Source organism: Salinivibrio proteolyticus (assembly GCF_001996165.1).
Classification (GTDB): Bacteria; Pseudomonadota; Gammaproteobacteria; order Enterobacterales; family Vibrionaceae; genus Salinivibrio; species Salinivibrio proteolyticus.
This window is the reverse complement of sequence record NZ_MUFP01000007.1, coordinates 181534-205514: the sequence shown is the minus strand read 5'-3', so window position 1 is coordinate 205514 and position 23981 is coordinate 181534. Positions and strand designations below refer to the sequence as shown.

25 protein-coding genes are annotated in these 23981 nt (G+C 49.8%); 8 read left to right on the top strand and 17 right to left on the bottom strand.

Going from position 1 to position 23981, the window contains the following annotated elements; genetic code table 11:
- Nucleotides 1-45: 45 nt before the first annotated feature.
- From BZJ19_RS07810 to BZJ19_RS07780, 7 genes are all read right to left on the bottom strand, one after another.
- Complete coding sequence (locus tag BZJ19_RS07810) at nucleotides 46-810, bottom strand: substrate-binding periplasmic protein (protein ID WP_077675182.1); 765 nt, start codon at nucleotides 808-810, stop codon at nucleotides 46-48.
- Nucleotides 811-931: 121 nt separating this feature from the next.
- The gene (locus BZJ19_RS07805; protein WP_077675181.1) at nucleotides 932-2746 is read right to left on the bottom strand and encodes a class I poly(R)-hydroxyalkanoic acid synthase; all 1815 of its coding nucleotides are present in this window, start codon (nucleotides 2744-2746) and stop codon (nucleotides 932-934) included.
- Between the two features lie 81 nt (nucleotides 2747-2827).
- Nucleotides 2828-3175 (bottom strand): phasin family protein, encoded by a 348-nt coding sequence (locus BZJ19_RS07800; RefSeq protein WP_069588559.1) that lies wholly within the window; start codon nucleotides 3173-3175, stop codon nucleotides 2828-2830.
- A gap of 55 nt (nucleotides 3176-3230) precedes the next feature.
- Nucleotides 3231-4442, bottom strand: coding sequence for an acetyl-CoA C-acetyltransferase (locus tag BZJ19_RS07795; protein WP_077675180.1), 1212 nt, complete (start codon nucleotides 4440-4442; stop codon nucleotides 3231-3233).
- A gap of 14 nt (nucleotides 4443-4456) precedes the next feature.
- The gene (locus tag BZJ19_RS07790; RefSeq protein WP_077675179.1) at nucleotides 4457-5197 is read right to left on the bottom strand and encodes an SDR family oxidoreductase; all 741 of its coding nucleotides are present in this window, start codon (nucleotides 5195-5197) and stop codon (nucleotides 4457-4459) included.
- Nucleotides 5198-5700: 503 nt separating this feature from the next.
- On the bottom strand, nucleotides 5701-6126 hold the full coding sequence (gene csdE / locus BZJ19_RS07785; protein ID WP_077675178.1) for a cysteine desulfurase sulfur acceptor subunit CsdE: 426 nt from the start codon (nucleotides 6124-6126) through the stop codon (nucleotides 5701-5703).
- Nucleotides 6127-6148: 22 nt separating this feature from the next.
- Nucleotides 6149-7360 (bottom strand): aminotransferase class V-fold PLP-dependent enzyme, encoded by a 1212-nt coding sequence (locus tag BZJ19_RS07780; RefSeq protein ID WP_077675177.1) that lies wholly within the window; start codon nucleotides 7358-7360, stop codon nucleotides 6149-6151.
- A 382-nt stretch (nucleotides 7361-7742) separates the two neighbouring features.
- On the opposite strand from BZJ19_RS07780, the gene BZJ19_RS07775 reads away from it, so the two are divergent.
- The 4 genes from BZJ19_RS07775 (at nucleotide 7743) to rlmM (ending at nucleotide 10857) form a co-directional block, all read left to right on the top strand.
- A complete protein-coding gene (locus BZJ19_RS07775; RefSeq protein WP_069588567.1) occupies nucleotides 7743-8648 on the top strand; it encodes a transcriptional regulator GcvA in 906 nt (301 codons plus the stop codon).
- The gene (locus BZJ19_RS07770; protein WP_077675176.1) at nucleotides 8645-9283 is read left to right on the top strand and encodes an alpha/beta family hydrolase; all 639 of its coding nucleotides are present in this window, start codon (nucleotides 8645-8647) and stop codon (nucleotides 9281-9283) included. The genes BZJ19_RS07775 and BZJ19_RS07770 overlap by 4 nt, the downstream gene beginning before the upstream one ends.
- Nucleotides 9280-9660: a DUF423 domain-containing protein gene (locus tag BZJ19_RS07765; RefSeq protein ID WP_077675175.1), complete on the top strand. Its 381-nt coding sequence runs from the start codon at nucleotides 9280-9282 to the stop codon at nucleotides 9658-9660. Before BZJ19_RS07770 ends, BZJ19_RS07765 begins: the two co-directional genes overlap by 4 nt.
- 108 nt (nucleotides 9661-9768) lie before the next feature.
- The gene (gene rlmM / locus BZJ19_RS07760; protein ID WP_077639479.1) at nucleotides 9769-10857 is read left to right on the top strand and encodes a 23S rRNA (cytidine(2498)-2'-O)-methyltransferase RlmM; all 1089 of its coding nucleotides are present in this window, start codon (nucleotides 9769-9771) and stop codon (nucleotides 10855-10857) included.
- Here the strand turns inward: rlmM and xni are convergent.
- From xni to queF, 5 genes are all read right to left on the bottom strand, one after another.
- Nucleotides 10854-11639, bottom strand: a complete 786-nt coding sequence (gene xni / locus BZJ19_RS07755; RefSeq protein ID WP_077675174.1) for a flap endonuclease Xni — start codon at nucleotides 11637-11639, stop codon at nucleotides 10854-10856. The two genes, rlmM and xni, sit on opposite strands and share 4 nt — an antisense overlap.
- 77 nt (nucleotides 11640-11716) lie before the next feature.
- Nucleotides 11717-13072 carry a nucleotide 5'-monophosphate nucleosidase PpnN gene (gene ppnN, locus BZJ19_RS07750; RefSeq protein ID WP_077675173.1) on the bottom strand — a complete coding sequence of 452 codons (1356 nt, stop codon included), beginning with the start codon at nucleotides 13070-13072 and terminating at the stop codon, nucleotides 11717-11719.
- 103 nt (nucleotides 13073-13175) lie between these two features.
- Nucleotides 13176-14735 carry a GGDEF domain-containing protein gene (locus tag BZJ19_RS07745; RefSeq protein WP_077675172.1) on the bottom strand — a complete coding sequence of 520 codons (1560 nt, stop codon included), beginning with the start codon at nucleotides 14733-14735 and terminating at the stop codon, nucleotides 13176-13178.
- A gap of 73 nt (nucleotides 14736-14808) precedes the next feature.
- Entirely contained in the window at nucleotides 14809-17160 is a 2352-nt protein-coding gene (locus BZJ19_RS07740; RefSeq protein WP_077675171.1) for a tetratricopeptide repeat protein, read from the bottom strand.
- Nucleotides 17161-17280: 120 nt separating this feature from the next.
- Nucleotides 17281-18129 carry an NADPH-dependent 7-cyano-7-deazaguanine reductase QueF gene (gene queF / locus BZJ19_RS07735; protein WP_069588581.1) on the bottom strand — a complete coding sequence of 283 codons (849 nt, stop codon included), beginning with the start codon at nucleotides 18127-18129 and terminating at the stop codon, nucleotides 17281-17283.
- 63 nt (nucleotides 18130-18192) lie between these two features.
- Between queF and syd the strand changes: the two genes are divergently transcribed.
- Nucleotides 18193-18741 (top strand): SecY-interacting protein, encoded by a 549-nt coding sequence (syd, locus tag BZJ19_RS07730; protein ID WP_077675170.1) that lies wholly within the window; start codon nucleotides 18193-18195, stop codon nucleotides 18739-18741.
- Nucleotides 18738-19517: a Zn-ribbon-containing protein gene (locus BZJ19_RS07725; protein WP_077675169.1), complete on the top strand. Its 780-nt coding sequence runs from the start codon at nucleotides 18738-18740 to the stop codon at nucleotides 19515-19517. Before syd ends, BZJ19_RS07725 begins: the two co-directional genes overlap by 4 nt.
- Here BZJ19_RS07725 and BZJ19_RS07720 read toward each other — a convergent pair.
- The 4 genes from BZJ19_RS07720 to BZJ19_RS07705 form a co-directional block, all read right to left on the bottom strand.
- Nucleotides 19485-19781: a hypothetical protein gene (locus BZJ19_RS07720; RefSeq protein WP_077675168.1), complete on the bottom strand. Its 297-nt coding sequence runs from the start codon at nucleotides 19779-19781 to the stop codon at nucleotides 19485-19487. The two genes, BZJ19_RS07725 and BZJ19_RS07720, sit on opposite strands and share 33 nt — an antisense overlap.
- 66 nt (nucleotides 19782-19847) lie before the next feature.
- Nucleotides 19848-20081, bottom strand: a complete 234-nt coding sequence (locus BZJ19_RS07715) for a DUF2789 domain-containing protein (protein WP_077675167.1) — start codon at nucleotides 20079-20081, stop codon at nucleotides 19848-19850.
- An 846-nt stretch (nucleotides 20082-20927) separates the two neighbouring features.
- Nucleotides 20928-21236: a DUF3301 domain-containing protein gene (locus tag BZJ19_RS07710; RefSeq protein WP_069588591.1), complete on the bottom strand. Its 309-nt coding sequence runs from the start codon at nucleotides 21234-21236 to the stop codon at nucleotides 20928-20930.
- On the bottom strand, nucleotides 21226-22278 hold the full coding sequence (locus BZJ19_RS07705) for a DUF3549 family protein (RefSeq protein WP_077675197.1): 1053 nt from the start codon (nucleotides 22276-22278) through the stop codon (nucleotides 21226-21228). Before BZJ19_RS07705 ends, BZJ19_RS07710 begins: the two co-directional genes overlap by 11 nt.
- 140 nt (nucleotides 22279-22418) lie before the next feature.
- On the opposite strand from BZJ19_RS07705, the gene BZJ19_RS07700 reads away from it, so the two are divergent.
- Together BZJ19_RS07700 and truC are read left to right on the top strand one after the other, a co-directional pair.
- Complete coding sequence (locus BZJ19_RS07700) at nucleotides 22419-22739, top strand: YqcC family protein (protein ID WP_069588592.1); 321 nt, start codon at nucleotides 22419-22421, stop codon at nucleotides 22737-22739.
- A complete protein-coding gene (gene truC / locus BZJ19_RS07695) occupies nucleotides 22736-23491 on the top strand; it encodes a tRNA pseudouridine(65) synthase TruC (protein WP_077675166.1) in 756 nt (251 codons plus the stop codon). Before BZJ19_RS07700 ends, truC begins: the two co-directional genes overlap by 4 nt.
- A gap of 67 nt (nucleotides 23492-23558) precedes the next feature.
- Here the strand turns inward: truC and BZJ19_RS07690 are convergent, their stop codons facing one another.
- Complete coding sequence (locus BZJ19_RS07690; RefSeq protein ID WP_077675165.1) at nucleotides 23559-23936, bottom strand: DUF3461 family protein; 378 nt, start codon at nucleotides 23934-23936, stop codon at nucleotides 23559-23561.
- Nucleotides 23937-23981 lie beyond the last annotated feature (45 nt).

The following is a 23981-nucleotide window of genomic DNA, read 5'->3' as shown; positions in this document are numbered from 1 at the left end:
AACGGACGTTTACCAAAACCAGTATCGATGGGTCTTTAACTGAAACTATTCAGGCAATTTTTGCCGTCGAAATTGATTCCAAACTGCTTGATACCGACCATCCATTTTTATACGTCGTAACCCTTTGTTAAATGTGCGGGAATGGTCGTACCCTTGTTCAATCTGACGACTAAACAGCACATGTAAGGGAGTCACGCGAAAGGGATGGGGATGATGTGTTAACTGACGAGCCTGCTCTGCACTGAGAGTCGTTTTAATGATGTGCTGCAAAACATCTTTGTTGCCTAGTGCAAGATCAATCTGATTATTCAATAAGGCGTGGAGTTTATCCTCTTCTTTGGCAAATTCTTGTAACTTCACATCGACACCGGATTTTTGCAACTGACTCAGTGTGTTGACGTCGATGTATCCAAGGCCGACACCAACCGCAAGACCGTCTAAGTCCTCGGGCGTTGACCAATCGAATGCTTTATCTCTGTGATGAAAGAAAACGGCACTTTCGGTATAAATGGCATCCGAATAGATAAAATCCAGTGCGCGCTCTTTGGTGAAAGCCCATCCAACCGTACCGTCCCACTGACCTTGCTGAGCCAGTGCCATCGACTCATGCCAAGGAAAGTAACCAAAAGTTATATCGAGATTGGCTTCTTCGGCGGCCAACACAATAATTTCAGTTAATGGGCCTTGGTTGGGGAGGTGTTGCGAAATAAAAGGAGGGTATTCACCTGATGCTAGGCGGATTGATTGCGCATGCGTGAGCATTGGGAGGAGCAGCAACAATGCACATCCCCATTGCACCATCAGCCTCATACTGCCTCCTAATCGTTTTCGTGACTATGAGACGAGTATAGTGCAGGAGAAATAAAGCGGCGGCGCCGTCGTGCTCTATGAGCCACAATTGCGCCGCCATTCTTATTATTGAGACAGTTTGTTACGCGTTAGCTTCTTCAGGCTCAGGTTCGGTTTTTGCCTCTGTGTGAATTGGCAAAACCTGACGAACGTATTCACCCGGTGCCGCATAAAGAACCGGATAGTTCTCAGAGCCGATCGCATAAGGCTCTACCTGCTCCTCTGGACTATAGCTACAAAGCCATTTCTCCCAATGCGTCCACCAAGAGCCTGTGTGATGTGACGCATTATCGAGCCACTCATCGGCTGAATCAGGCAGACTATCGTTGGTCCAGAAACCGTACTTTTTCTTCACAGGGTGGTTAACAATCCCCGCAATGTGACCAGACTCACCCAACACAAAGGTTTTATTGCCACCGACATTCAGTGCACCGCGATAGGTGCCTTGCCACAGGGCAATGTGATCTTCTTTGGTCGAGATGAAGTAGCTTGGCACTTTGATCTTGTTGAGATCAATCCAGACGCCACCGACTTTGACCCCTTTGTCTTGCACCAATTTGTTTTCAAGATACAAATCGCGCAGGATAAAGTTGTGGGTTTTCGCCGCCACGTTGGTGCTATCGCTATTCCAATACAGCAAGTCAAAATCGACAGGACTATTTCCCTTGAGATAGTTCTCAATGTAATAGTTCCAGTACAAGCTGTTTTCGCGAAGCAAGCTGAAGGTGACGCTGAGTGAGCGGCCATCCATATAACCACGCGCTGTATTTTGCGCTTCAATCGCTCGGATCAAGCTGTCATTGATATAGGCGCCAATTTCACCCGGCTGAGAGAAGTCGAGTAAGGTGGTAAAGAAGCTCGCCGACTTGATACGTGCTTTCATGCGCTTCGCGGCATAGTATGCAATCGTACAGGCCAGCACGGTACCGCCGATACAGTAACCTACACCGTTAATCTGCGACTGTCCTGTAATTTCTTCGATAGCACTGACCGCTTTGACAGTGCCTTGGGTCACATAGTCTTCAAACCCGATCTCCGCTTGCTCTGCAGAAGGGTTACGCCATGACATCAAGAACACGGTATGGCCTTGTTCGACCAGCCAGCGCACTAGTGAGTTTTTCTCACGTAAATCGAGAATATAATACTTATTAATAAACGGAGGCACCACCAAGATGGGTGTCGCGTGTACTTTCTCCGTCACAGGACGATATTGAATGAGTTCAAACACCTCATTCTTAAACACCACATCCCCTGGGGTGTTCGCTACATCGTCACCGACACGGAAGGCATTGTTGTTGGTCATGCGCACTTTCAAAATATCGGCGCTTGACTCCATGTCTTGTTTTAGCTGCTCCATACCACGAAGTAGGTTTTCGCCCTGAGACTCCAGTGTCATTTTCAACAGTTCAGGGTTGGTCGCGATATAGTTGCTTGGCGCCATAGCGTTAATCGCTTGACGTGAAAAGAAAGAGAGGCGCTCACGGGATTTTTCATCGAGGCCTTCAATGGCATCGATGGTTTGCATGTAGGTGCGCCCGAACAGCAAGTAAGACTGCTTGATAAAGTTGTACAAGACGTCTTCTTGCCATGCTTTGTCTTTGAAACGCTTGTCATCTCGCTCTTCGCTGACGACCTCTTCGGTATTGTCGCGCGCGAGCATGGCGTTTTGCCAAATTTGAAGTTGTTGTTCCCACCACTGCATTTGTACCTGTAAAAGTGCAGCGGGTTGTTGAGCCGCACCTTCCAGCAACTGAGCAGTGTCTTGCAGGCTAATTTCCTGCATGGCTTGGTTGAACGGTGTGTTTACGGCTGCCTTGCCCTGCTCAAGATCCTGCCACCATTGCTGGTTTTGTTCTTGCAGCCTGGCAAGGTAGTCCGAAAAGAAGTGATGAAACATAGTCTTGCCCTCTTAAACGGATAAACACCACAAAGGCCTGCTACCCGCAAGGCAGCAGGCGCTGTTGTAGTGGCCTTGCCCTTATGCTGGGGTGCCAGTTTTCATGTTTTCGGCAGTCAACTTGTCGATATCTTCTTTGAACTCTTTGGCGATATTTTGCAGCTTGGTGCTGTCGTCCATCATTTGCTGAGACAGTTTTGTCAGCGCAGAAAGCTGCTGGCTGCTGAATGACGTCAGTGTTGATACGTCTTTCACTTCGCTTGCCGCTTTCATTTGCTCGAGACCTAGCTGGCTGTAAGTGCGCATGGCATTCATTTGCAGCTCGGTAAGAGTTTCTACGTTTTTGGCTACCAATTTGTTGAAGTTAACGTATGGAGCCAAGGCTTTTTCAGATTGCTCAGAAAACGCTTTAAACATATCTGTGTACATGGTGTATCTCCTGATAGTGTTGTCTGGGATAGTTCCCAAGGTCGCAAATGTCCATTTACGCTTGTGTACGCTTGATAACCAAAGCCGTACCCATGCCGCCGCCAATACACAAAGAAGCGACGCCATAGGTGGCGCTTCTTCGGGTCAGCTCGTGTAGCAGTGTGACCACAATCCGGTTACCAGACGCGCCAAGAGGGTGGCCGAGTGCAATGGCACCGCCATTCACGTTTGCACGCTCCAATAAAGCATCCGGAGTGATTTGATGGTGTTGTGCTAACTGATGAACCACACCGAGCGCTTGGGCTGCAAAGGCTTCGTTCAGCTCAAACAAATCGATGTTGTCGATAGTCAGGTTGGCCTTATCGAGCGCGGCATTGACCGCACCGACTGGACCAAGCCCCATAATGCTTGGATCAATACCGTGCTGCGCATAAGCAGTAATCTCAGCAAGCGGAATCAGGCCATGTTTGGCGACGGCAGATTCAGAGGCAACAATAACAGCACTGGCTCCATCGTTAATGCCAGAGGCATTGCCTGCGGTTACCGTTCCTTCTTTATCAAAGGCTGGACGCAGCTTGGTGAGTCCTTCTAACGTGGCATCAGCCTTTGGATATTCATCGGTATCAAAGGTGAGTGTTTGCTTACGCTGTTTGACTTCGATGGGCACAATTTCTTGCTTGAAATGGCCCGCTTCGATTGCGGCAATCGCTTTTTGCTGGCTGCTTAGTGCGAAACTGTCTTGTTGCTCACGGGTAATCCCGACTTCTTTGGCAACGTTTTCGGCTGTCACGCCCATGTGATATTGGTTGTACACATCGGTAAGGCCATCATTGATGAGTAAGTCTTTCATCGCAAAATTGCCCATCTTTTGTCCGGTGCGTAAATTTCCTGCCGCAGCAAACGGGATCTGTGACATGTTTTCTACCCCCGCAGCGACCACAACCTGTGCGTCACCTGCGCGAATATGTGTCACAGCATCCATAATAGACTTCATGCCACTGCCGCAAACCATATTGACAGAATAGGCGGGCACGCTAGCTGGAATGTCTGCGTAAATGGCGGCTTGACGGCCAATGCCCATGCCTTGTCCTGCACTGACCACGTTACCGACGATGACTTCATCGATAGCGTCGCCGCTAAGCGACCCAGCTTGCAATGCGCCTTTGATTGCATGAGCGGCCAGTTGACCTGCTGGGATATCTTTTAGCGCGCCTGAAAAGGCGCCAATAGCAGTACGTTTTGCTGCTACGATATAAATGCGTTCCATCATCGTTCCCTGATTTATTGCATGTATAAGCCGCCGTTTACCGACAGCGTTTCACCTGTAATGTAAGCACCTGCGTCACTCGCAAGATAGGTCACAGCCGCGGCGATTTCTTCAGGTTTAGCAAGACGTTTCATCGGTATTTGATTGGTGATGGATTCTAGAACGTCATCACGCATGGCGGTGACCATAGGCGTTGCGGTATAGCCAGGGGCAACCACATTAACGGTTACGCCGGCGCGCGCACCTTCGGCAGCGAGTGACTTACTAAAGCCCATCATACCGGCTTTGGCTGCGGCATAGTTGGCTTGGCCGAACTGGCCTTTTTGGCCATTAACCGATGAAATATTAATGATACGTCCACCGCCTTTTTCACACATCGCGGCGAACAAAGGTTGGGTGACGTTAAAGAGGCTATTGAGGTTAGTATTAATGACGTCATGCCATTGGGTGGCATCCATCTTTTTAAAGACGCTATCGCGCGTGATGCCCGCGTTATTCACGAGCACATCGACAGTGCCTTCTTCTTCAAGCAGTTTGGCAAGACGTGTGGCACACTGCTGAGTATCTGTGACATCGAGTTCAAAAAGGCGTACTTGTTCGGTATTAAAGTTCTTTTCTTCAAACCACTCTTGCGCGCAGCTTTGGCCACCGGTGAAGTGGGTTGCAATCACGCGGTATCCTTCTTGAACCAATTGTTCTGTGATCGCTGAACCAATACCGCCTTTCGCGCCGGTAACTAATGCCAGTTTCTTCATGTATGACTCCATTCACTACAACAAGCAAATTAAACAAGATGCCTGAAGCCGCATCTGGAACCACTCACGCCAGAATTACAGTCATCCTTATTGTCTGTGAGTAACAGCAAGACCTATGCCAATAATGATTAATATCTTTCTGTCACTGTTACTGGGCAGTCTATCGTTAAGGTGTGACCCTTTTATGACCGCCGATAATTAACCTAACGAATCTGAGAAATTACGCAAAGTAAAAACGCGTTCTTTTATCTATTCGAGATCTATGTCAATGATTAACCGCAAAAATGAAATCAAATGTAAATGATGTGTTTGTTTTTGGTTTTTTATTTGATCGATTATTAGCAGTTATAACGACACAATTATTGGCAATGTTATCGATTGCATTTTGGTGGTCTTAGGACAGCTTAGTGGCCGGATGTGAATAGATTATTAGGCAGTTGGGTGGGTGGGGCAAACAGGCTTTTTGCTGTGTTTATTGTCGCTATCCGCCTGTTTACGCTTGATTATTTAATCTCGGAATGGATATGTTGCACGATGGCGTGCAAGCCATTGGTGCGTGATTCACTGAGGTGGTGCGCAAGCCCGGATTGCGAGAAGACCGCATTTAAATCTAACTGAGCGATTTGTGTGTGGTTTTGGCCGTTCACGCAGGCGAGAACCACGGCTAGCAGCCCTTTTACAATACGCGCATTGGAGTCGGCGGCAAAGTAGTGCGTCTCCGCGTCTTTGTGGTGCAAAAACCACACATCACTTTCACAACCTGATACTTGGCTGGCTGCCTGTTTTTGGGCATCAGTGAAGGTCGGTAAACGCTTTCCCCAGATAATGAGCTGGCGATACTTGTCTTCCCAGTTGGTGTGTTGTGCCAGCATCTCGGCAACGGTGTGTTGGTCGAGCTCACTACCAAATGGGTGAGTGGGTAAGTCCATCGTGAATCCTATTAATTAGCGATTAAGTACCGAGTAAATATAACGTTTTATCCAGTGCAATCAGGAAGCGGTCAATGTCTTCTTGGCTATTATAGGCACCAAGTGACACGCGGACCGTACCTTCTACATTGAGAGCCTTAATAAACGGGTGCGCGCAGTGATGGCCCGAGCGCACCGCGATATTTTGTTGACCGAGTAGCTCAGCAATATCGGCGTGGTGCTCGCCATCCACCACGAAAGACACCATAGTACTATGCGGTTGTGGACAGATAAGCTGAATGGCAGGGCGTTGTTGCAAACCCTCGACAAGGGCTTGATAACACGTGCTGAGATGAGCGTCTATCGCGCGCAAGTCATATTGCGTTAACCATTTGATCGCGGCTGCAAGTCCAATCGCTCCTGCCGCATTTGGGGTACCGGCCTCAAAGCGAGCAGGGAGCGGGGCGAGAGTATGCTGCTCAAAGCTTACGTCAGTGATCATTTTGCCACCGCCGTGAAAAGCGGGCAGTGCGGCGAGACTATCGTGTTTGCCATAAAGCACGCCAATCCCCGTTGGCCCGTATAACTTGTGGCCGGAAAATGCATAAAAGTCCGCATCAAGCTCAGCCATGCTGATGGGGTCATGAACTATACCTTGTGCACCATCAACGATCACAATTGCACCATAACGATGCGCCATGGCGGTCATCTTTTCGATAGGATGGCGGGTGCCCGTGACATTGCTGACATGGCTGACGGCAACAATCCGCGTGTGAGTATTCAGTGCTTGTTGGTACGCATGTAAATCGAGCTGACCGGTGTGTGGACAGCAGGGGATTTTGACTAAGGTCGCGCCGGTACGTTCACAGGCTAATTGCCATGGAACCAGGTTGGCGTGATGCTCCATTTCACTGACCAAGATCTCATCATGCGCAGTGAAATGTTGGCTCAGGCTGTAAGCCAATAAATTGATCGATTCGGTGGCGCCTCGTGTCCAGATGATCTCGTTGGGTTTGGCATCAATAAATGTTGCGACATCACGACGTGCTTGTTCGAACTTCTCGGTTGCAGTGAGGGAAGCTTGATGTTGGCCACGATGTACATTAGCTAACGGCGATGAATAAAAATCACTGATGGCATCAATCACTGCTTGGGGCTTTTGTGCCGTAGCGGCACTGTCGAGGTACACCCAATCCGGATTTTCGCAGGCAGGAAATTGGGCGCGTAGTGCGTGAATATCGAAATGTTGCGTCATAGTACGAGCTGTCCAAACTGAATCTTGCTTATGATCCCTATCTCTTGGCTGGAACTCAAGTAACTTTATCGCTCAGAGGGCGCATCGCGTGGATAGGCGTTATCAAACAGGCAAAAAAAAGCACTGAGCAAAGCTCAGTGCCAACAAATATGTAATGACAGACAATGTCAAAATACAGGAAGTTAAAAGTGGTAGATACGACTACCTGTCTAACCAGTGTTAGACAAATGCAAACACAACATCGCAACCACGGAAACAGTCTTAAATAGAGAGACGTCACTTGTGGATGCGGGGTGCACTATAGGAGGTTGCTGGTATATCAGCAATCGACAATTTATAATGGCAACGATTAGAAAAACTAATAACTAGAGGTGAGCTGTTTATGGCAAGGCGTCTCCCACCGCTGAACGCGCTTCGAGTGTTTGAGGCCGCGGCGCGACATTTAAGCTTTACACGGGCTGCCGAAGAGCTTTTTGTGACTCAGGCTGCAGTTAGCCACCAAATCAAAGCGCTGGAAGAGTTCCTTGGCCTTAAGCTCTTTCGACGTCGCAATCGATCTTTGCTGCTAACCGAAGAAGGTCAGAGTTACTTTCTTGATATTAAAGATATTTTTTCCGAGCTTTCCTATGCGACCGATAAAGTATTGGAGCGGAGTGCCAAAGGGGCGCTCACCATTAGTCTTCCGCCGAGTTTTGCTATTCAATGGTTGGTGCCTCGTTTAGCTGATTTCAATAAAGCGCATCCCGATATCGATGTTCGGATAAAAGCAGTTGATTTGGAAGACGGATCACTGACGGATGATGTGGATGTGGCTATTTACTACGGCCGAGGGAATTGGTCGGGGTTGCGTTGCGATCTTTTATACCAAGAGTGCCTACTCCCGGTTTGCTCGCCCTTACTGTTAGAGTCCGGTAAGCCACTGACTTGTCCTGATGATCTCAAACACCATGTGCTACTGCACGATCGCTCACGCAAAGAGTGGAAAGCATTTGCGAAGGCGCATCAACTGACGGATATCAATTTGGAACATGGGCCTATCTTTAGTCACTCTTCCATGGTGTTACAAGCGGCAGCCCACGGCCAAGGTGTCGCGCTAGGTAATAATGTGTTATCCCAACCTGAATTGGCGTCAGGACGACTTGTGCATCCATTTGAACAAGTACTTAAAAGTGACAATGGCTTTTATTTGGTCAGTCAACAGCGTGATGCGGAAACCGGTCGGATTGCGGCATTTCGAGAGTGGATGCTAGAAACGGCTGCGAAGGAGCAGGAGAAGATGAATTTATGACAGAACTTTTGGTTGATGGTGAGCAGACTGCAATGGATTGGATTATTTTTGCTCACGGTGCGGGCGCGGACAAAGATCATGAGTTTATGGCCGATATGGCAGCACGATTGAGCGAGCATACTTGTGTGGTACGGTTTAATTTCCCTTACATGGATAAGCGAAAAGCCGATGGTAAAAAACGCCCGCCAGACCGCGCGCCTGCATTGCTGAGCTGTTTTGAAGCTGTGATTGAGCAGGTTAACGGTCTGCGACCTGCGACCAGTCGTTTATGGCTGGCCGGTAAGTCGATGGGGGGAAGAATGGCTAGTCATTTAACCGAAAACCCAAGTGTCTCAGGTGTGATTTGTCTGGGCTTTCCGTTCCATCCGCCGGGCAAACCTGAAAAATACAAGGGCGAACATTTAGCGTCAGTCACTCGCCCAGTATTGATTTTGCAAGGTGAGCGCGACACCTTTGGCCGCCAAGAAGAGGTGGCGAGTTATTCACTCTCGTCCAGTGTCGATGTCGCGTTTTTGCCCGATGGCGATCATAGCTTTAAACCTCGCAAAGCCTCGGGACTGACAGAGATGCAAAATCGCCAAACCGCCGTTTCGCATCTGTGGCAGTTTATTCACCAACAAGGAGCAAACGGATGAGGCGTCAGCATTGGCTTATTTCAGGGGCGCTCGGTGCCGGATTAGCGGTGGCGCTCGGCGCATTTGCCGCACATGGCCTGAAAGCGACGCTCAACGACTATGAGCTCGCGATTTTTAAAACCGGCGTCAATTATCAAATGTGGCACAGTTTGGCGTTGTTGTGTCTTGGGGCGGTTGCGCCTCAACTGCCTGAGCGCTGTGTAGTTACAACGGGTATCGCATGGTGGGTCGGGATAATTTGTTTTAGTGGCAGCTTGTATCTTTTGGCATTGACACACATGACTTGGCTCGGGCCTGTCACCCCGCTCGGTGGGCTAAGCTTTTTAGTCGGCTGGGGCGCATTGGCGTTTGGGGCATGGCGCGCAGGTCGCCAGTAAACCAAAATCGTCAGGGTTGGCATTTCTTTCCTAACCGCTTGGCATATATAATGCGCAGCTTGTTTTTTGTCACGGTAATCGTGACGGTGACCCAAACCAGAGGAAGTCATGAATCAGGTTTTGCTTTACTGTCGTGCAGGGTTTGAAAAAGACTGTGCGGCGGAAATTCAACAAAAAACCACTGAGCTGGGTATTTACGGATTTCCGCGAGTGATTAACAACAGCGCCTATGTGCTGTTTGAATGCTACCAAGACGGTGAGGCTGAGCAGATTGTTCGTGATCTGCCGCTCGACTCCCTGATCTTTGCCCGGCAAATGATTGCGGTGACCGCATCGCTCTCTGATCTGGATCCGGACGACCGAATTTCTCCGATTTTGGCTGTTGCAGATGCGCTGCCCAAAGCGGGAGACTTGCGGGTGGAGACGCCTGATAATGACGAGGCGAAAGCCTTATTGAAATTTTGTCGTAAGTTCACCGTTCCATTGCGTCAGGCGCTGCGTAAGCAGGGCGTGATGTTGGCAAAAGACAATCCGAAAAAGCCAGTTATTCATCTTTGCTTTATCGCGCCGGGGACATGCTTTGTGGGTTACTCATTGACCACCAATAACTCACCGCATTACATGGGCATCCCGCGCATGAAATTTCCGGCTGATGCACCGAGTCGCTCGACCTTGAAGTTAGAAGAAGCGTTCCATCATTTTATTCCTAAAGAGGAGTGGGATACGCGACTCGCGCCCGGATTATGGGCAGTCGACTTGGGGGCTTGTCCCGGCGGCTGGACTTACCAGCTGGTGAAGCGTTCGATGTTTGTGCATGCGGTTGATAACGGCGCGATGGATGAAAGCTTGATGGAAACTGGCCAAGTGTTTCATCATGCCGAAGATGGTTTTAAGTTTGAGCCCACGAGAAAAAATGTGACTTGGCTGGTCTGTGACATGATCGAAAAACCCTCCCGCGTCGCTCAACTCATGGGGGAGTGGTTGATTGCGGGATGGGCGAAAGAGGCCATGTTCAACTTGAAGCTGCCTATGAGCCGTCGATATGAGCAGGTTTCTTATAACCTCGACACCTTGGGTGAGTTTTTAAAGCAACACAACATTCCCTACGAGATGAAGGCGAAACACCTTTATCACGATCGTGAAGAAATCACCGTGTACTTACGTCGTGTAAAACGTCAACACTCGCTGAATGGTTAGGCACTGACTGTAGTTGGCTGAAAGCGGATATCCTGTAGGTTAAAGCCCAGTGGGATATCCGTTTTTAGTTGTGCCACGGCCTTACATTTGCGTGCGAGATCGTGGTGACCATCTAACTTCTTCGCCCACTTTTCAGCCAGATCATTAGCCGAAAGTATGGCGTCGAGATCGCCATACTGGGACAGTAAATTGGCTGCGCTTTTCGGGCCAATACCCGGCACGCCGCTGATCTCACTGCTGCTGATGCCAGCGAGCCCCCAGAAGTCACACAACTGCTCAGGGCGAACGCCAAAACTCTTTTCCACAAATGCCAAATCAAGCCAGCGATGTTGGAAGTAATCCCGTACCCGCAATGTGGGCTGTAAGAGTTGGCAATAGCCTTTATCGGTGGAAACAATGGTGACTTGCTCGTGATGGGCCGCGACTTTTAATGCGAGCGTTGCGATCATGTCATCAGCCTCATCTCCTTGTGAGAGCAATGAGTCAACACCACGCTGCCAGAATGCATCTTGAATGGTGTCCAACCCTTGTTCGAGGTCGGAGGGCATGGGTTTCCGGCCCTGCTTGTACTCAGGTAGGATATCGGCACGCCAACCTCTGTCTTGGCCGGTATGATCGAAAATCGCAACAATATGGCTGGGCTCACTGTGACTGATGATTTTATCGAGTGTTTTCAGGCAGGTCTGTGTGGTTGCCTCAAGGGTATGAGTATCGGGTTGGGCGGCATGAACGCGACGAATGAGGTTCATGGCATCAATGATAACAACGTGAAGCTTGGACATAGACTTAACCGGTAACAATGAGCAGCATGCTGCCCATTGTACCAGTTTACACGGGTGGGCAAAGCCGCCCGATGGGATTAAGAGACGATTTGATAGCAAGGCACATACTCAGTGCCCGGTAATTTCATTCGTTGCTGATCGACAAAGCTTTGCAGCAGCTTATCCATTTTCGCCATCAGCACTTTATCACCGTCAATTTTAAACGGGCCATGTTGCTCAATGTTACGGATCCCCTCATCTTTAACGTTACCTGCCACAATGCCTGAAAATGCTTGGCGCAATGCCGATGCCAGCAGTTCAGGACGTTGGTTCATATGCAGATTCAGATTTGCCATGTTGGCATGGGTCGGTGCAAAAGGCAGTTGGAATTCTGGCTCGATTTTGAGTGACCAGTTGTAGGAGTATGCATCTCCAGTGGCTTTACGGTGTTCTTTTACCGCTGGCATCGCATTTTTCATTAAACGCGCGGCTTTGGCCGGATCGTCAATCACAATTTCATAATATTGGGTCGCTTGGTCGCCAAGGACTTCACGAATGAAGGTGTCGATATTGCGGAAATAGTCTTCGCTTTCTTTTGGCCCAGTTAGCACAATGGGTAGTGGTTGTTCACGGTTCTCTGGGTGCATCATGATACCGAGAATGTAGAGCAGTTCTTCAGCGGTCCCTGCCCCGCCAGGGAAGATAATAATGCCGTGGGCGATACGGACAAAAGCTTCAAGGCGTTTTTCGATGTCAGGCATGATCACCAGCTCGTTGACCATGGGGTTCGGTGGCTCGGCGGCAATGATAGATGGCTCGGTGAGACCGATGAAGCGACTATCGTAGATACGCTGCTTCGCATGTCCAATCGCGGCGCCTTTCATTGGCCCCTCCATTGCGCCGGGGCCACATCCTGTGCAGATGTCTAGTTCACGTAACCCCAGCTCATGACCAACCTCTCGGGTGTATTGGTACTCAATGTCATTGATTGAGTGGCCGCCCCAGCAGACCACGAGGTTAGGATCGACCCGCGGCCGCAGTGTTTTTGCGTTACGTAAAATGCCGAATATCAGGTTGGTGATATGGGGTGAGCTGGTAAGGTTAAGGGTCGGGCTGTGCTCGAGTTGAACATTGACATGGATAATATCGCGCAGGACGGAAAACATATGTTCTTGAATACCGCGAATAATTTTGCCATCGACAAATGCATGGTCGGGTGGGTTCACCAGCTCTAGTTTTATCCCCCGCTCTCGACGCAATACGCGGATCTCAAAGTTGGTATGTTTCTCCAACAAGGCTTTGGAGCTGTCGGTGTGGCTGCCTGAGTTCAGAACGGCGAGTGAGCAATTTCGATAAAGGCGATATAAGTCGCTGCTTGCACTCGCTTTAAGACGATCGACCTCAATTTGTGAAAGCAGGTCCATGGTGCCGATAGGGCTAATGTGTGTGATCATAGCGACAACCTCTTGAAGACAAATTAGGAAGGGCAGAGTGGTGCTATAAAAATCAGTGTGTTAACTAAAAATACACACAGGTTGGCAGATTGACCAGAAAAAATTAACACCAAATGATTTGGTTGCGACCGGCGTTTTTCGCTTGATATAGGGCTTGGTCGGCACGCTCAAGCACATGCGTTGGGGTGTCTGAGCCGGAGAACAGCGTGGCACCAATCGATGCCGTAATAGAGACGCGCTGATTTTTGAATTTCAGTGGCAACTGACGAATGGTATGACTCACATTCGCCAAAATGTCGGTTCGGGTGGTTTCATCCGCATCAGGCAGTAAGACCACAAACTCTTCGCCGCCAAAGCGAGCGATAAAGTCGGTATCACGCAGACACTGATAAATACTGCGCGCGATAATCTTGAGGGCTTTATCGCCAACAAGGTGACCGAATTGGACATTCACCTCTTTGAAATGATCGATGTCGATCACCGCGAGACAGAAATCATGCTGATATTTGCGCCATAGACGGTATTCATGCTCTAGACGGTCGTGCAACGCTGCGCGGTTGTATACACGGGTGAGCGGATCGAGTAACAGCTTACGCTCTTGGTCGCCCAAGCGGCGTCTTTGATCCATGGTTTGCTCGGCAACCGCGTTCAGTTGGTTCTGATTGTGCGCCAATTGCTCAACCAAAGACTGCTCGCGATTTTTTAGTGCTTCATTCTCGTCGGCGAGCGCTTTGAGATCGGCCAGCGCATGCGCTAACGAGCGACTCAGTGCCGTGGCATCGGCGCTAGGTGCACTCAGATCGCGTTCAATGTTAGCGATAGTGCCGCCCAGCAAGGTATCAATACGCTGGTGGTCTTGGCGTAGGCTGTGGGCATGGTCGTAGGCGCGGGTATTTTGTTGGCTGATCGCAATCAGGTTATCATTCACTTGCGCCAAAAATGCTTGCGAGGCCCGCCGCTCGGCGTGTGTCGCCTCTAGGATGAGCTTGAGCGATTCTAATGTGAGTGCAATGATGGTCGCAGGCGAGAGTGCTTCTAGTAGCTGTTGACGAATATCGAGCAAGCGTTGGCCCGCTTCTCCGTCGAGATCAAGTTCAGTGATTAGGTTTTGCAATTCGTCGGCAACACGGCGAATTTGATCCTGTTCGAGGGTGGTTTCTGAGTGTCGAGCGCTGGGACGTACCGCTTGCAAGGTGATAGCGCGCTCATAGAGTTGGAGTAACTTGACCAACTGTTGGGTGCGGGTGGTTTGATCGCCCGCCGGTTGAGATAAAAGATCGCGCAAGTCGCGCTTCAGTTGTGCCGGTAAGCCGGGCACGCGCTTTAGCGTTTCGCCACTGGCATGAAATTGCTCACTAAGATGCGACTCGACTTTCTTTTGTGTCATATCGTGCTGACCCACCATGCGTTCTATAATCGCTAAACGCGGGATCAAAGGGCTGACATCCTGCGTAACATGTAACAGCTCACGGAACTCAGCCAACTTTTTATCGAGTAGCGGGCTTTTTCCGGTACAGGTCGCGACAAAGCGAGTCACCAAGCGTTTGAGAATATGGATCTCACGACGTGATTTTAAGGCCAAGTCCCGATACGCGTATGGCGTATCTTCTTGGACCGCAGACGCGGTGCCTGCCGTTACCGGCTGTGGATTGGACTTATTCATTTCTCGGGGATACACCTGACAACATTTGCGATGACGCAACAGGCGGCGGGATTCGCCAGCCAAACGCCTCTAGCTATACCGACTTATTGCTTCGATCATCAATAATTAACCCTCGCTTTTTATCAGATTCGTGATCCGTCTGCCAGTTAATTGATGTGTTCGCTGACGTTTTAACCTTCACTAACCCGGAGTCAATACCGCGCAGGCAGGCATGTCGTAAGTTGGTATTGACGAAGCTGGCGGCAGGCGCGGTATCAATGGCGCTTAAATGTACCCAATGGCTATCACCACTTTGCTCCGCGAGCTCACATGCTTTATTGGTAGCTGTGAGGAGAATTTCAATCAATTCCTGATCGTTGATCGAGGTATACGCTCGCGGCAAGAAAGGATATTCAGCCAGCCCGACACAAACCTGAGTTGAGAGGCTGATATTTGCTGATAGCGTATCATCCTGATCACTGTCGTCGGGTTGCTGATGATAATGAGCGACAAAATCTTCAATCAAAGATTGAACAAAATGGGCAAGGGCGTCGGGTTGGGCATCTTCTTCCCAGTTGGTTTCAATATAAATAAATAGGGCATCGGCAAAGTGGTATAGGCGACCGGTTCCCGTGACTTTATCGGAGAGATATTCACCCAGCTGACGTTCGATATCCTGCGCATATTGATAGCCATGGTGCAAAAATAAATCCTTTAAAAAGGCGACATCAAACATTGCGAATCTCAGCCGGTCACTAAGTGGCTGGTGGATCATGTCGTTTAAGTACCATTGCTCAAAGTTAGCATTACTTTWTTCTAACGAACGGGGCAGCTTGGCATTGAGCATCCGTAGGTTGCGCAGTCCAGTACGAGGGTGAGCATAAAAATCGTCACGCAATTGCTCAAGCTCGATTTGGCGCATCACGGCGGCGCGATGGCGCAAATAAACGATGACCAGCAGCACACCAAGGCTACCGAGCAAGAAATAGTTAACTTTTTGCAAATGGATCTGCTCTTGACGCGCACCATCGAGTTGGCGCTGTAGTTCGTCCATTTGTAATTGGCGTTCGACCACACGTTGCTGTTGTTTGAACGTATCGGCTTGGCTTTGTTGCTCTGTTTCGGTTTGACGTGCGCGTAAGCGTTCGTACTCGCGTTGCATGGCGAGTGCCTGTTGATACTGCCCCTGTGCTTCCAACGCCGCGGATAAAGCCTGATACGCACGTGTGACGGTGGTGAAGTCTTGCTGGGATTGGGCCTGTTCAAGCGCAGTTTGGATTTCTTTTTCTGCCAGTTTGGGTTTAGACAGGGCTAAATGAATTTGCCCTTGCAACAGTATCGCTTGGGTTGTGAGCTGCGAGTTGGGCATTGCACCGGCTAAGCGTAACGTATCTTGAATATAGCGGTCGCTTAATGGGTAGTGAGATAACTCGAAATAGGTTCTTGCAATGGCAAAGTGGACCTCGGCCAGAGGCTTAGGTCTGGACAGGTTTTGCTCAATTTCAAGCGCGTTAAAGTAATGCACTAACGCAAAGTTATAACGCGCTTGTTGTTCGTAAATCGCGGCCAATAAACGTTGGGAGGCGGAAAGCTGACGGCTCAGTGAAAAGTGTTCAAAAAACGCTGCTGCTTGGTTCGCGTGCTCGAGGGCTTGTTTGAGCACGCCTTGCTGAAAGTACAATTGCGCAAGTTGCATGTTAGCGCGAGCAATAAGCGCGGTGTACTCATTTTCACTGGCTATCCAAAACGCACTGAGCAACTCGGTCAATGCGCTTTCATGCTGTTTTTCATCGAGTAGGAAAGTCCCCAACGAAAGTTGAAACTCGACTTTATCACGCAGGTTTTCCGGATGAGTGGATAATTGGCTACGTGCACGCTCATAAGCGATGAGCGCCGTTTCACTGTCTGCCGTGGCGGCGAGAATATTGGCGCGCAACAAGGCGCTGTTAAAACGCACGTCGTGGATGTTGAGGCTGTTATCAGGAAGCGCATTCAATGCCGCATCGACTTCATCCAGTTTATGCAATGCCTGTTTATCATCGCCGACTAAATGCCAAGTGAGGGACGCTTCGGTCAGCATCACTTGCACCAGTGTGTGTTTGAGCTCGTGCTCTTCGACGACTTGATAGGCTTTTTGTAATGCCGCTTTGGCTTCTAGCGGTTGCTCAAGGTGTGCGTAAGCACGAGCACTGATCAAATAGGCGTACACCGTATGCAAGGGGGTGCGAATTGAGCGATCGGTATCGTTATTGACGTGAGAGCGGTTTGCACCCGTAGTGAGTCGTCGCTGCGCTAAGAAACGGTTACTGATCTCTAACGATTGCTCAGGCGCGGTGGCTAACAGTTCTTCTGCATTGGTTAGTACAGGCGAGGAATGGATAGAAGCCAACGCCATGGACGACGTTAACCATAAGAGCAGGCCTAGGAAGGGGCGGCTAAAGCGCATGCGCTATCCTCAAAAATGCGTCTGAACAAAAATGAAGGCTGCCAGTTTGAGACAGCCATGTCTGCGCGCTGACTCAACGTTGCGGCACATAGGCCGCAACGAGACGTCGCTGAATCATGGTTATTGACGGGCGAGTCGGTTATTTTCGCTCGGCGTTTTACCCATGTTGGTGCGATAAGGGTTGATGTCGAGTCCGCCACGACGTGTATAACGCGCGTAAACCGTGAGCTTTTCTGGCTGACAAAAACGCATGATGTCCATGAAAATACGTTCCACACATTGTTCGTGGAATTCGTTGTGTTCACGGAAGGACACTAGATAACGCAGTAGCTTCTCGCGGTTAATCTTTTTCCCTTTATAGGCAATGCGCACCGACCCCCAATCAGGCTGGTTGGTGATCAGGCAATTGGATTTTAGCAAGTGGCTGTGCAGCGTTTCTGACACAATCGCCCCTTGCGCGGCGCCATCGAGCCAATCAGGATTAAAAGTATAATCATCAATACTGATATCTTGATGATCAATGCACTCACCTGCCATTCCAGCAATGGTCTCGCCTTCAAGCTCGCTCAGTGGCGATAGGGTCACATCTACCTCTTCGCCTGCACAGGCAGACAAATCCTTCTGTAGAGCATCGGCGACCTTTTGCCAGCTCTCGAAGCGGGTTTGATTGAGGCTGTTTAAATACAGTTTAAACGATTTGGACTCAATCAAGTTTGGGCTCGAAGCGGGTAGGCGTACCTCACCGATAGCCACTTGCGGAAGGCCGTTTTGGTTTAACCAAGACAGCTCATAAAGCGTCCAGGTGTCATAGCCGGTAAAGGGCACAGTCTCATTGCTCAGGCCAATGGCTTGACGATTCAGCTCACGCGGGACCGCGCGTAGCTGTGACGGGTCGTATTGCGTCGGGTAGTCAGTGTGTTGGCCTAGCGACAGACCGGCTAGGGCATCGGCATCTTGGTAATTGCTCATACGGATTTGCCATCGATTCAAGTAGAATGGGTAAAGTTTACTGAATCTTGCTATAGGTTGCTAATGGAGAACACATTACATAACGCCCTTTGGGCGCTAGCCCAGAAATATGTTGCCAAATGGCGAAAGGTGCAGCAGTGCTTGCCGTGCACGGACGCGTATTTAGGCTTAGCGTCACCGTGTGTGGAGAGCGAAAATGCCCACCAAGTGCAATGGCAACCGGTTCAGCGTGATACCTTGGCAGACTTCACCAACGTGGAGAATGCGATTGAGTTACGTCTGCACAGCGACATTAAAGACTTTTATAACTTTATGTACTGCGCGGATTTGCCGGTGCACTTTGGCGGTGAGCACTTCAATTTGCTGCAAGTGTGGAGTGAAGATGACTTGGCCCGCTTACAAGAAAACATTCTTGGGCATTTAATGATGCAGCGTCAGCGTAAATGCTCCCCGAGTGTATTTATTGCGACCACTGATGATGAAATGACGATTGTTGCTATTGATAATGTGACGGGCCAAGTGGTGAGAGAAGTACTCAATAAAGGCTCACGAGAGGTGTTGGCAGACGATGTTGAGCAATTCATTGAGGCGTTAGAGGTTGATGTATCATGATCCTCACCGAGCTAACCTTCGAGTGCTTCGACAATACAACGGTAAGCGCGGTTGACCGAGCGATTAATGGCCTGATGGATGCGTTGCGTTACAACGGTCAGGTGTTGGGGCGTGAATTTCCGATACTGATGCAAGAAGGGCAGTTTCAGCTTCGGGTTGTTTGTCCGGATGAAGATGCGTTGCAGCCAAAATTTCATAGCCCTCAAGTCAAGCGAGCATTGAATCAACTGTCCGAGGCCTGTTTGACTCAGCCTAAGGTACGTCTTTTAGGTCGAGACCTTAACTCCGAACAAGCGGCGCCGAGCACCTCGCCGAGCTGGCAGGTGCTATACACCACCTTTGTGCACACCTGCTCGCCATTACGGTGTGGCGATACCTTATTGCCGATCCCTTTATATCGCTTACCCGCAACTTTCAATGGCGACCACAAGTCAGTGATCAAGTGGCAAACGGAATGGCAAGCGTGTGATGAATTGCAGATGGCGGGTGCCAGTGATGCGGAGTTTGCCGGGCTCAACGAGCTAGAAAACCCGCAAACTCGATTGTTCCAACGTGGCTGGGATTTGCGTGGACGGATTGAATACCTCACGGGTATTCCCACGTATTACTATCAATACCGTGTCGGTGGCAAAGATAAGGACAGTGAGTTAGCGCGCCCTTGTCCTAAATGTGGTGGACAGTGGCGATTGGAAACACCACTACACGATATTTTCCTGTTCAAGTGCGAGGCTTGTCGTCTGGTCTCAAACCTTTCGTGGGACTTCAAGCTCACTTAAGCGCTCTTCCAGTTCGCTCAGACGAGCCGTCAGCTGGGAGACTTGCTGTTCGAGCGCCGTAATCCGCATTGCCTCTGAGGGAGCAGTCTCAGCCTCGGCCATGTCGGGTAACGGTGAATGAGATTTGGCACTTTTTACCGCTTGAATAATGAGGGGCAACGGCACCGGGGTATCAAGCTGTGCTTTCAGCTTTGCCACGGTGACAGATTGCCCTTTTTGGACCAAGGTGTTGATTGCGCGTTCTAGTGCCGCTTGATAACTCATCGTGATTCTCAATCTCGTTAATACGTGCGCTTGGCTAACTCGCTGCCGCGCTGACTTTGTCGTAATCTAAGATTTTCTCAACAAAGCATCAAGGGTGTCGACTTGTTCGGCCCAATCGGCATCCTCTTGTAACGCCTCATGGATAAAAGCCCGTTGCGCGGGGTTCCAAAACGGCGCATCTACCAAAGATTGACCATCGACCAGACAATGGTTGGTTAAGAACTGCTCGATGGCCTGCTGATCGCTTGCTAGGCCTAATTGCTCAAACAAGTGCGTTAAATCGTGCTGGAAAGTTTCCATTGTTGCTCCTCAAACCTAGTCTATGCATCCGTTATTTGACTATAGCAATCCTCTAGACAGCTTGCCTTGTGCTCTGGTAGGGGCAAAGTGCTGGTTCGCTTGTGAGATATCTCTTACAAGGGCGTGGGAGAAAAGCAGAATCGTACCGGGTTAAACGAGAAGGGTTTGGTTTTTAATTCAATAAAAACAATAGCTTATGTTTTATTTTATATGATTGGGATAAAATTGAGACATCGCGCACGTTGTGATGCCTTGTGCCAAATCCTCAGTCGCGTAATCTTATCGGTGTCGGAAGGGAACTGACACAGGGAACAGGAATCACCACGGACTCGGTACCTCAGGATGAGGCAGTACTTCAGGATGAAGCGCTGGCAAGGATTGCAGAAGGATATCGGATGGAACCGTTCTCTACAAGCAGGAAGCTTGTACGTCAGGAAGACTTAGGACAACCCAGGATGGGGGCTTAAGGAACACTTCAGGACGAAGTCATGGACACCATCCAGGATGGATAGCTTATCGAAAACGGGAATTTCGGTTTGTCAGGATGACGAAAGGACACCTCCAAGACGGAGAGATATGGAACGACGCTGAAGGAATCGGCGACTGATCAAGGAATGATGCAGGGAGCACCTTTTAGTAGCAGGATAGCTGCAAGTAAAACTCTCGGGCGCGGCGCAAGCTGCGCCCTTCCTTTTTGTAGCCGGTAAACATGAGCGGTTACCCCATCTTTTCCGGTGACTCCCTGTCACGTACTACTCGCGTGTCGCGCGACGTGTGCATCATACTGTTACTCTAGTACAGCTTATCCACTTGCGCGAATATGGCGCGATTGTGTGGGTATGGGCCTTATTGTACAGGCATGGTATGGACCGGCGTGTCGATGCTTTTTAAGCGAAATCCTCGCAACTGCGCATGACCAGTATAGCTATCTTGCCCGGTCGATGAGAATTCAAACCAGTAATGTGTCACCCAGCGCCAGCCCTGATCGGTGTGTGTGAGCCGATGCTTACCGCGCGCAATGGATAACACCTGAAGTCCCATATGTTGGCAATAATGCTGAATGTATCGATGCGCGTGCTCGCTTTGCCGGCGCTGTTGCCAAAATAGCATCGCGACGACAAAGACGAGTAACAGGGTAACAAGATCAGTGATCATGATGGGGTTGTTTCACTGCCGATTGCAGACGAGCCATCGCCTGAGTCAGTGCCGGAGAGGTATTGCCATGCAAGCGGCTTAATAATGCACCGCGAAGCTCAGGCATCATCACCAGATCGGCATAGATTTGTTGGAATAGCGCCGGGTCATGCTGGTCGGCAATCGCAATTAAAAAGGCATCCAATACCGTATCATCGGTTAATCCATCCCAGCACCGTCCCGCGATGGCGACAAAGATCTCTTGATGGTGGAGTGCGCGTTTAGCTAATACGGCACGGATCAATTGATCGCGCTGTGCTTTTGGTGCACCCGCATGGGCGCGCAATAATGCGCTAACGAAAAAGAGGTCGACTTCTTGGCTCACACACAAATCGCTAAATAGCGTGCGCAAGGTGGCAGCAAGCTTGTCGCTCAAGGCGCAGTGCTCCAAGCATCCCAACAATGCATATTGCGGCGTGGTTGGCATATTGGCGATCGCTTTTCTTACTCGCGTGGCATTGTTTTGCTCGTGCATACGCACGCAAATATCTGCCAAGCCTTGTAGGCCAACGCCTTGCCAGTTATCCCAGCCGAGTTCACCGTTTAAATAGTGTTGAGCCTGTTCGTAATATTGGCTAGCGGGACGACCGAGCGAGTAGGTGAGCGAAGCGTGAAACATCGCCATCTTGTCATCTGTTGGGGTGAAGGTGTAAGGGTTGTTAGCCAGCTTCTCACGCTGCGCTTTGTTCGGCGTTGCGCTTAAATTCTCCCCCATGGCCGCGCTGACATATTGCAGAAAGTCGCCCATCGCGGTGTGACTGAGTAGCCCTCGCTCATCCAGTGGCATTTTCAAAAACCATACCCAAGGTGCGCCGCCTTTTGGCCAGAACGCGACAGCCATATGCGCATGATGGCGCAGTGGGTAAGGGTAAGGTTGTTGGTTCGCCTCAACGGCCCGAAACTCTGCATCGTCGAGAAGGCAAACACGTCGGCCTAAGTCGTAGACGCTAAACTGACACTGGGCATGATCAAAAAGGGTGCTCAGCGCGTGAAAAGATTCCATGGTATCCGCTCGCTGTTTTCGCTTGATGGGCGGGAGTATATCAGTTTTCACCCAGCAGATGCTTGCCTTGTACGTGTTGTCTTTCGCTTGATCATGGTATGCTTCGCGGTTTCCATAAACACTAAGTGATGAGGGTATCAATGAGTCTTCACTTTCAATGTATCCAACTTCTTGATGAGTTGGAGCAAGTGCTAAATGATCACGCGCTATGGCAAACGACGCCACCGTCGGCTGAGCGTCTTGCGAGCACTGAGCCTTTTGCTGTCGATACCTTGGCATGTCACGAATGGCTGCAATGGATTTTTGTACCTAAGATGCGTGCACTGATTGACGCTGGGCAGACCTTACCGCGTAACTTTGAAATTTCACCTTATGTGGAAGAAGCAATGAAAGAGCAGGCCGGGCATCGTGAGGTGGTCGCTGTGGTTGTGCGGATTGATAGCTTGTTTGCCGATCAATGACAGACCTACCGCTTAGTATTTTATATCAAGACGATCACTTGGTGGTGGTCAATAAGCCTGCCGGCATGCTGGTTCATCGCTCTTGGTTGGACAAAGGTGAGACCCGTTTTGTGATGCAAACTTTACGGGATCAAATTGGTCAACATGTCTATCCACTCCACCGGCTCGATAAACCCACCTCTGGCGTCTTGGTGTTTGCCCTATCCAGTGATGTTGCCTCGGCGATGATGCCACAGTTTGCCAATAACCAGATTAAAAAGGGCTATCATGCCATCGTCCGAGGCTGGATTGCAGACGCCGGCCAGCTTGACTATCCGCTGGTGGAAGAGCAAGACAAAATTGCCGATAAGCATGCCAGCCAAGCGCCGGAAGCGAAATCGGCGATCACCGACTATCAGCCATTAGCGAAGATAGAGTTACCCATTGCGACGGGGCGTTATGCGACCAGCCGGTATAGTTTAGTGGCGATACAGCCGCATACCGGTCGCAAACATCAGTTACGTCGACATATGCATCATCTCAGCCATCCGATCATTGGCGACACCACTCATGGCGATGGACGACACAACCGAGTTTTTCGTCACCACTTTGATTGTCACCGTCTACTGTTGCACGCAAGCCAGATGCGTTTTAAACACCCTGTGTCTGGTGAGTCTCTAACGGTGACGGCGCCGATTGACACTCAGTGGCAAGCGCTGATGGAGGCGTTTGCGTGGCAGTGGCCTGATAACGCGGATCTAATGGGAAATTAGCAGGGCGTCGTGCCGAACAGCACGACGCATTGTTGGACTTTCTTAGCGTTTGGGTTGTCGGTGTGATTTAGAGTTTTTCCAGCTCAGATWCAATTTCAGCAATTTTACTGGCGACGACTTTCTCAAGATGACGTAGATCGGTCAGGATCTTCTGTTTTACATCATGTTCGGCTTGTTCTTGCTGGACGATTTGGTCCAGTTCATCAATCACCAGCGATAAGCTGCGATTGATCTCTGTGACTTCACGAAAGCGCCCGGTGCCACTGTCCACGACCACATTTTTACGCTGGCGTGGATATTTAAACTTCATGCTCTTGGCGAACAATTCGCCTTTTTGCTTTTCAAAATAGATCTTCAGCGTGTCATAACTGGCTTCTTGGCGCAGTGAATAACGCTCGATTTTCTCTGGATGCTCCACGCCGATATTTTTTAACTGTTGGTACATAACCACCTCATAAGTTGACGTCGTAGACGCTGTGAGCCAGCGTTT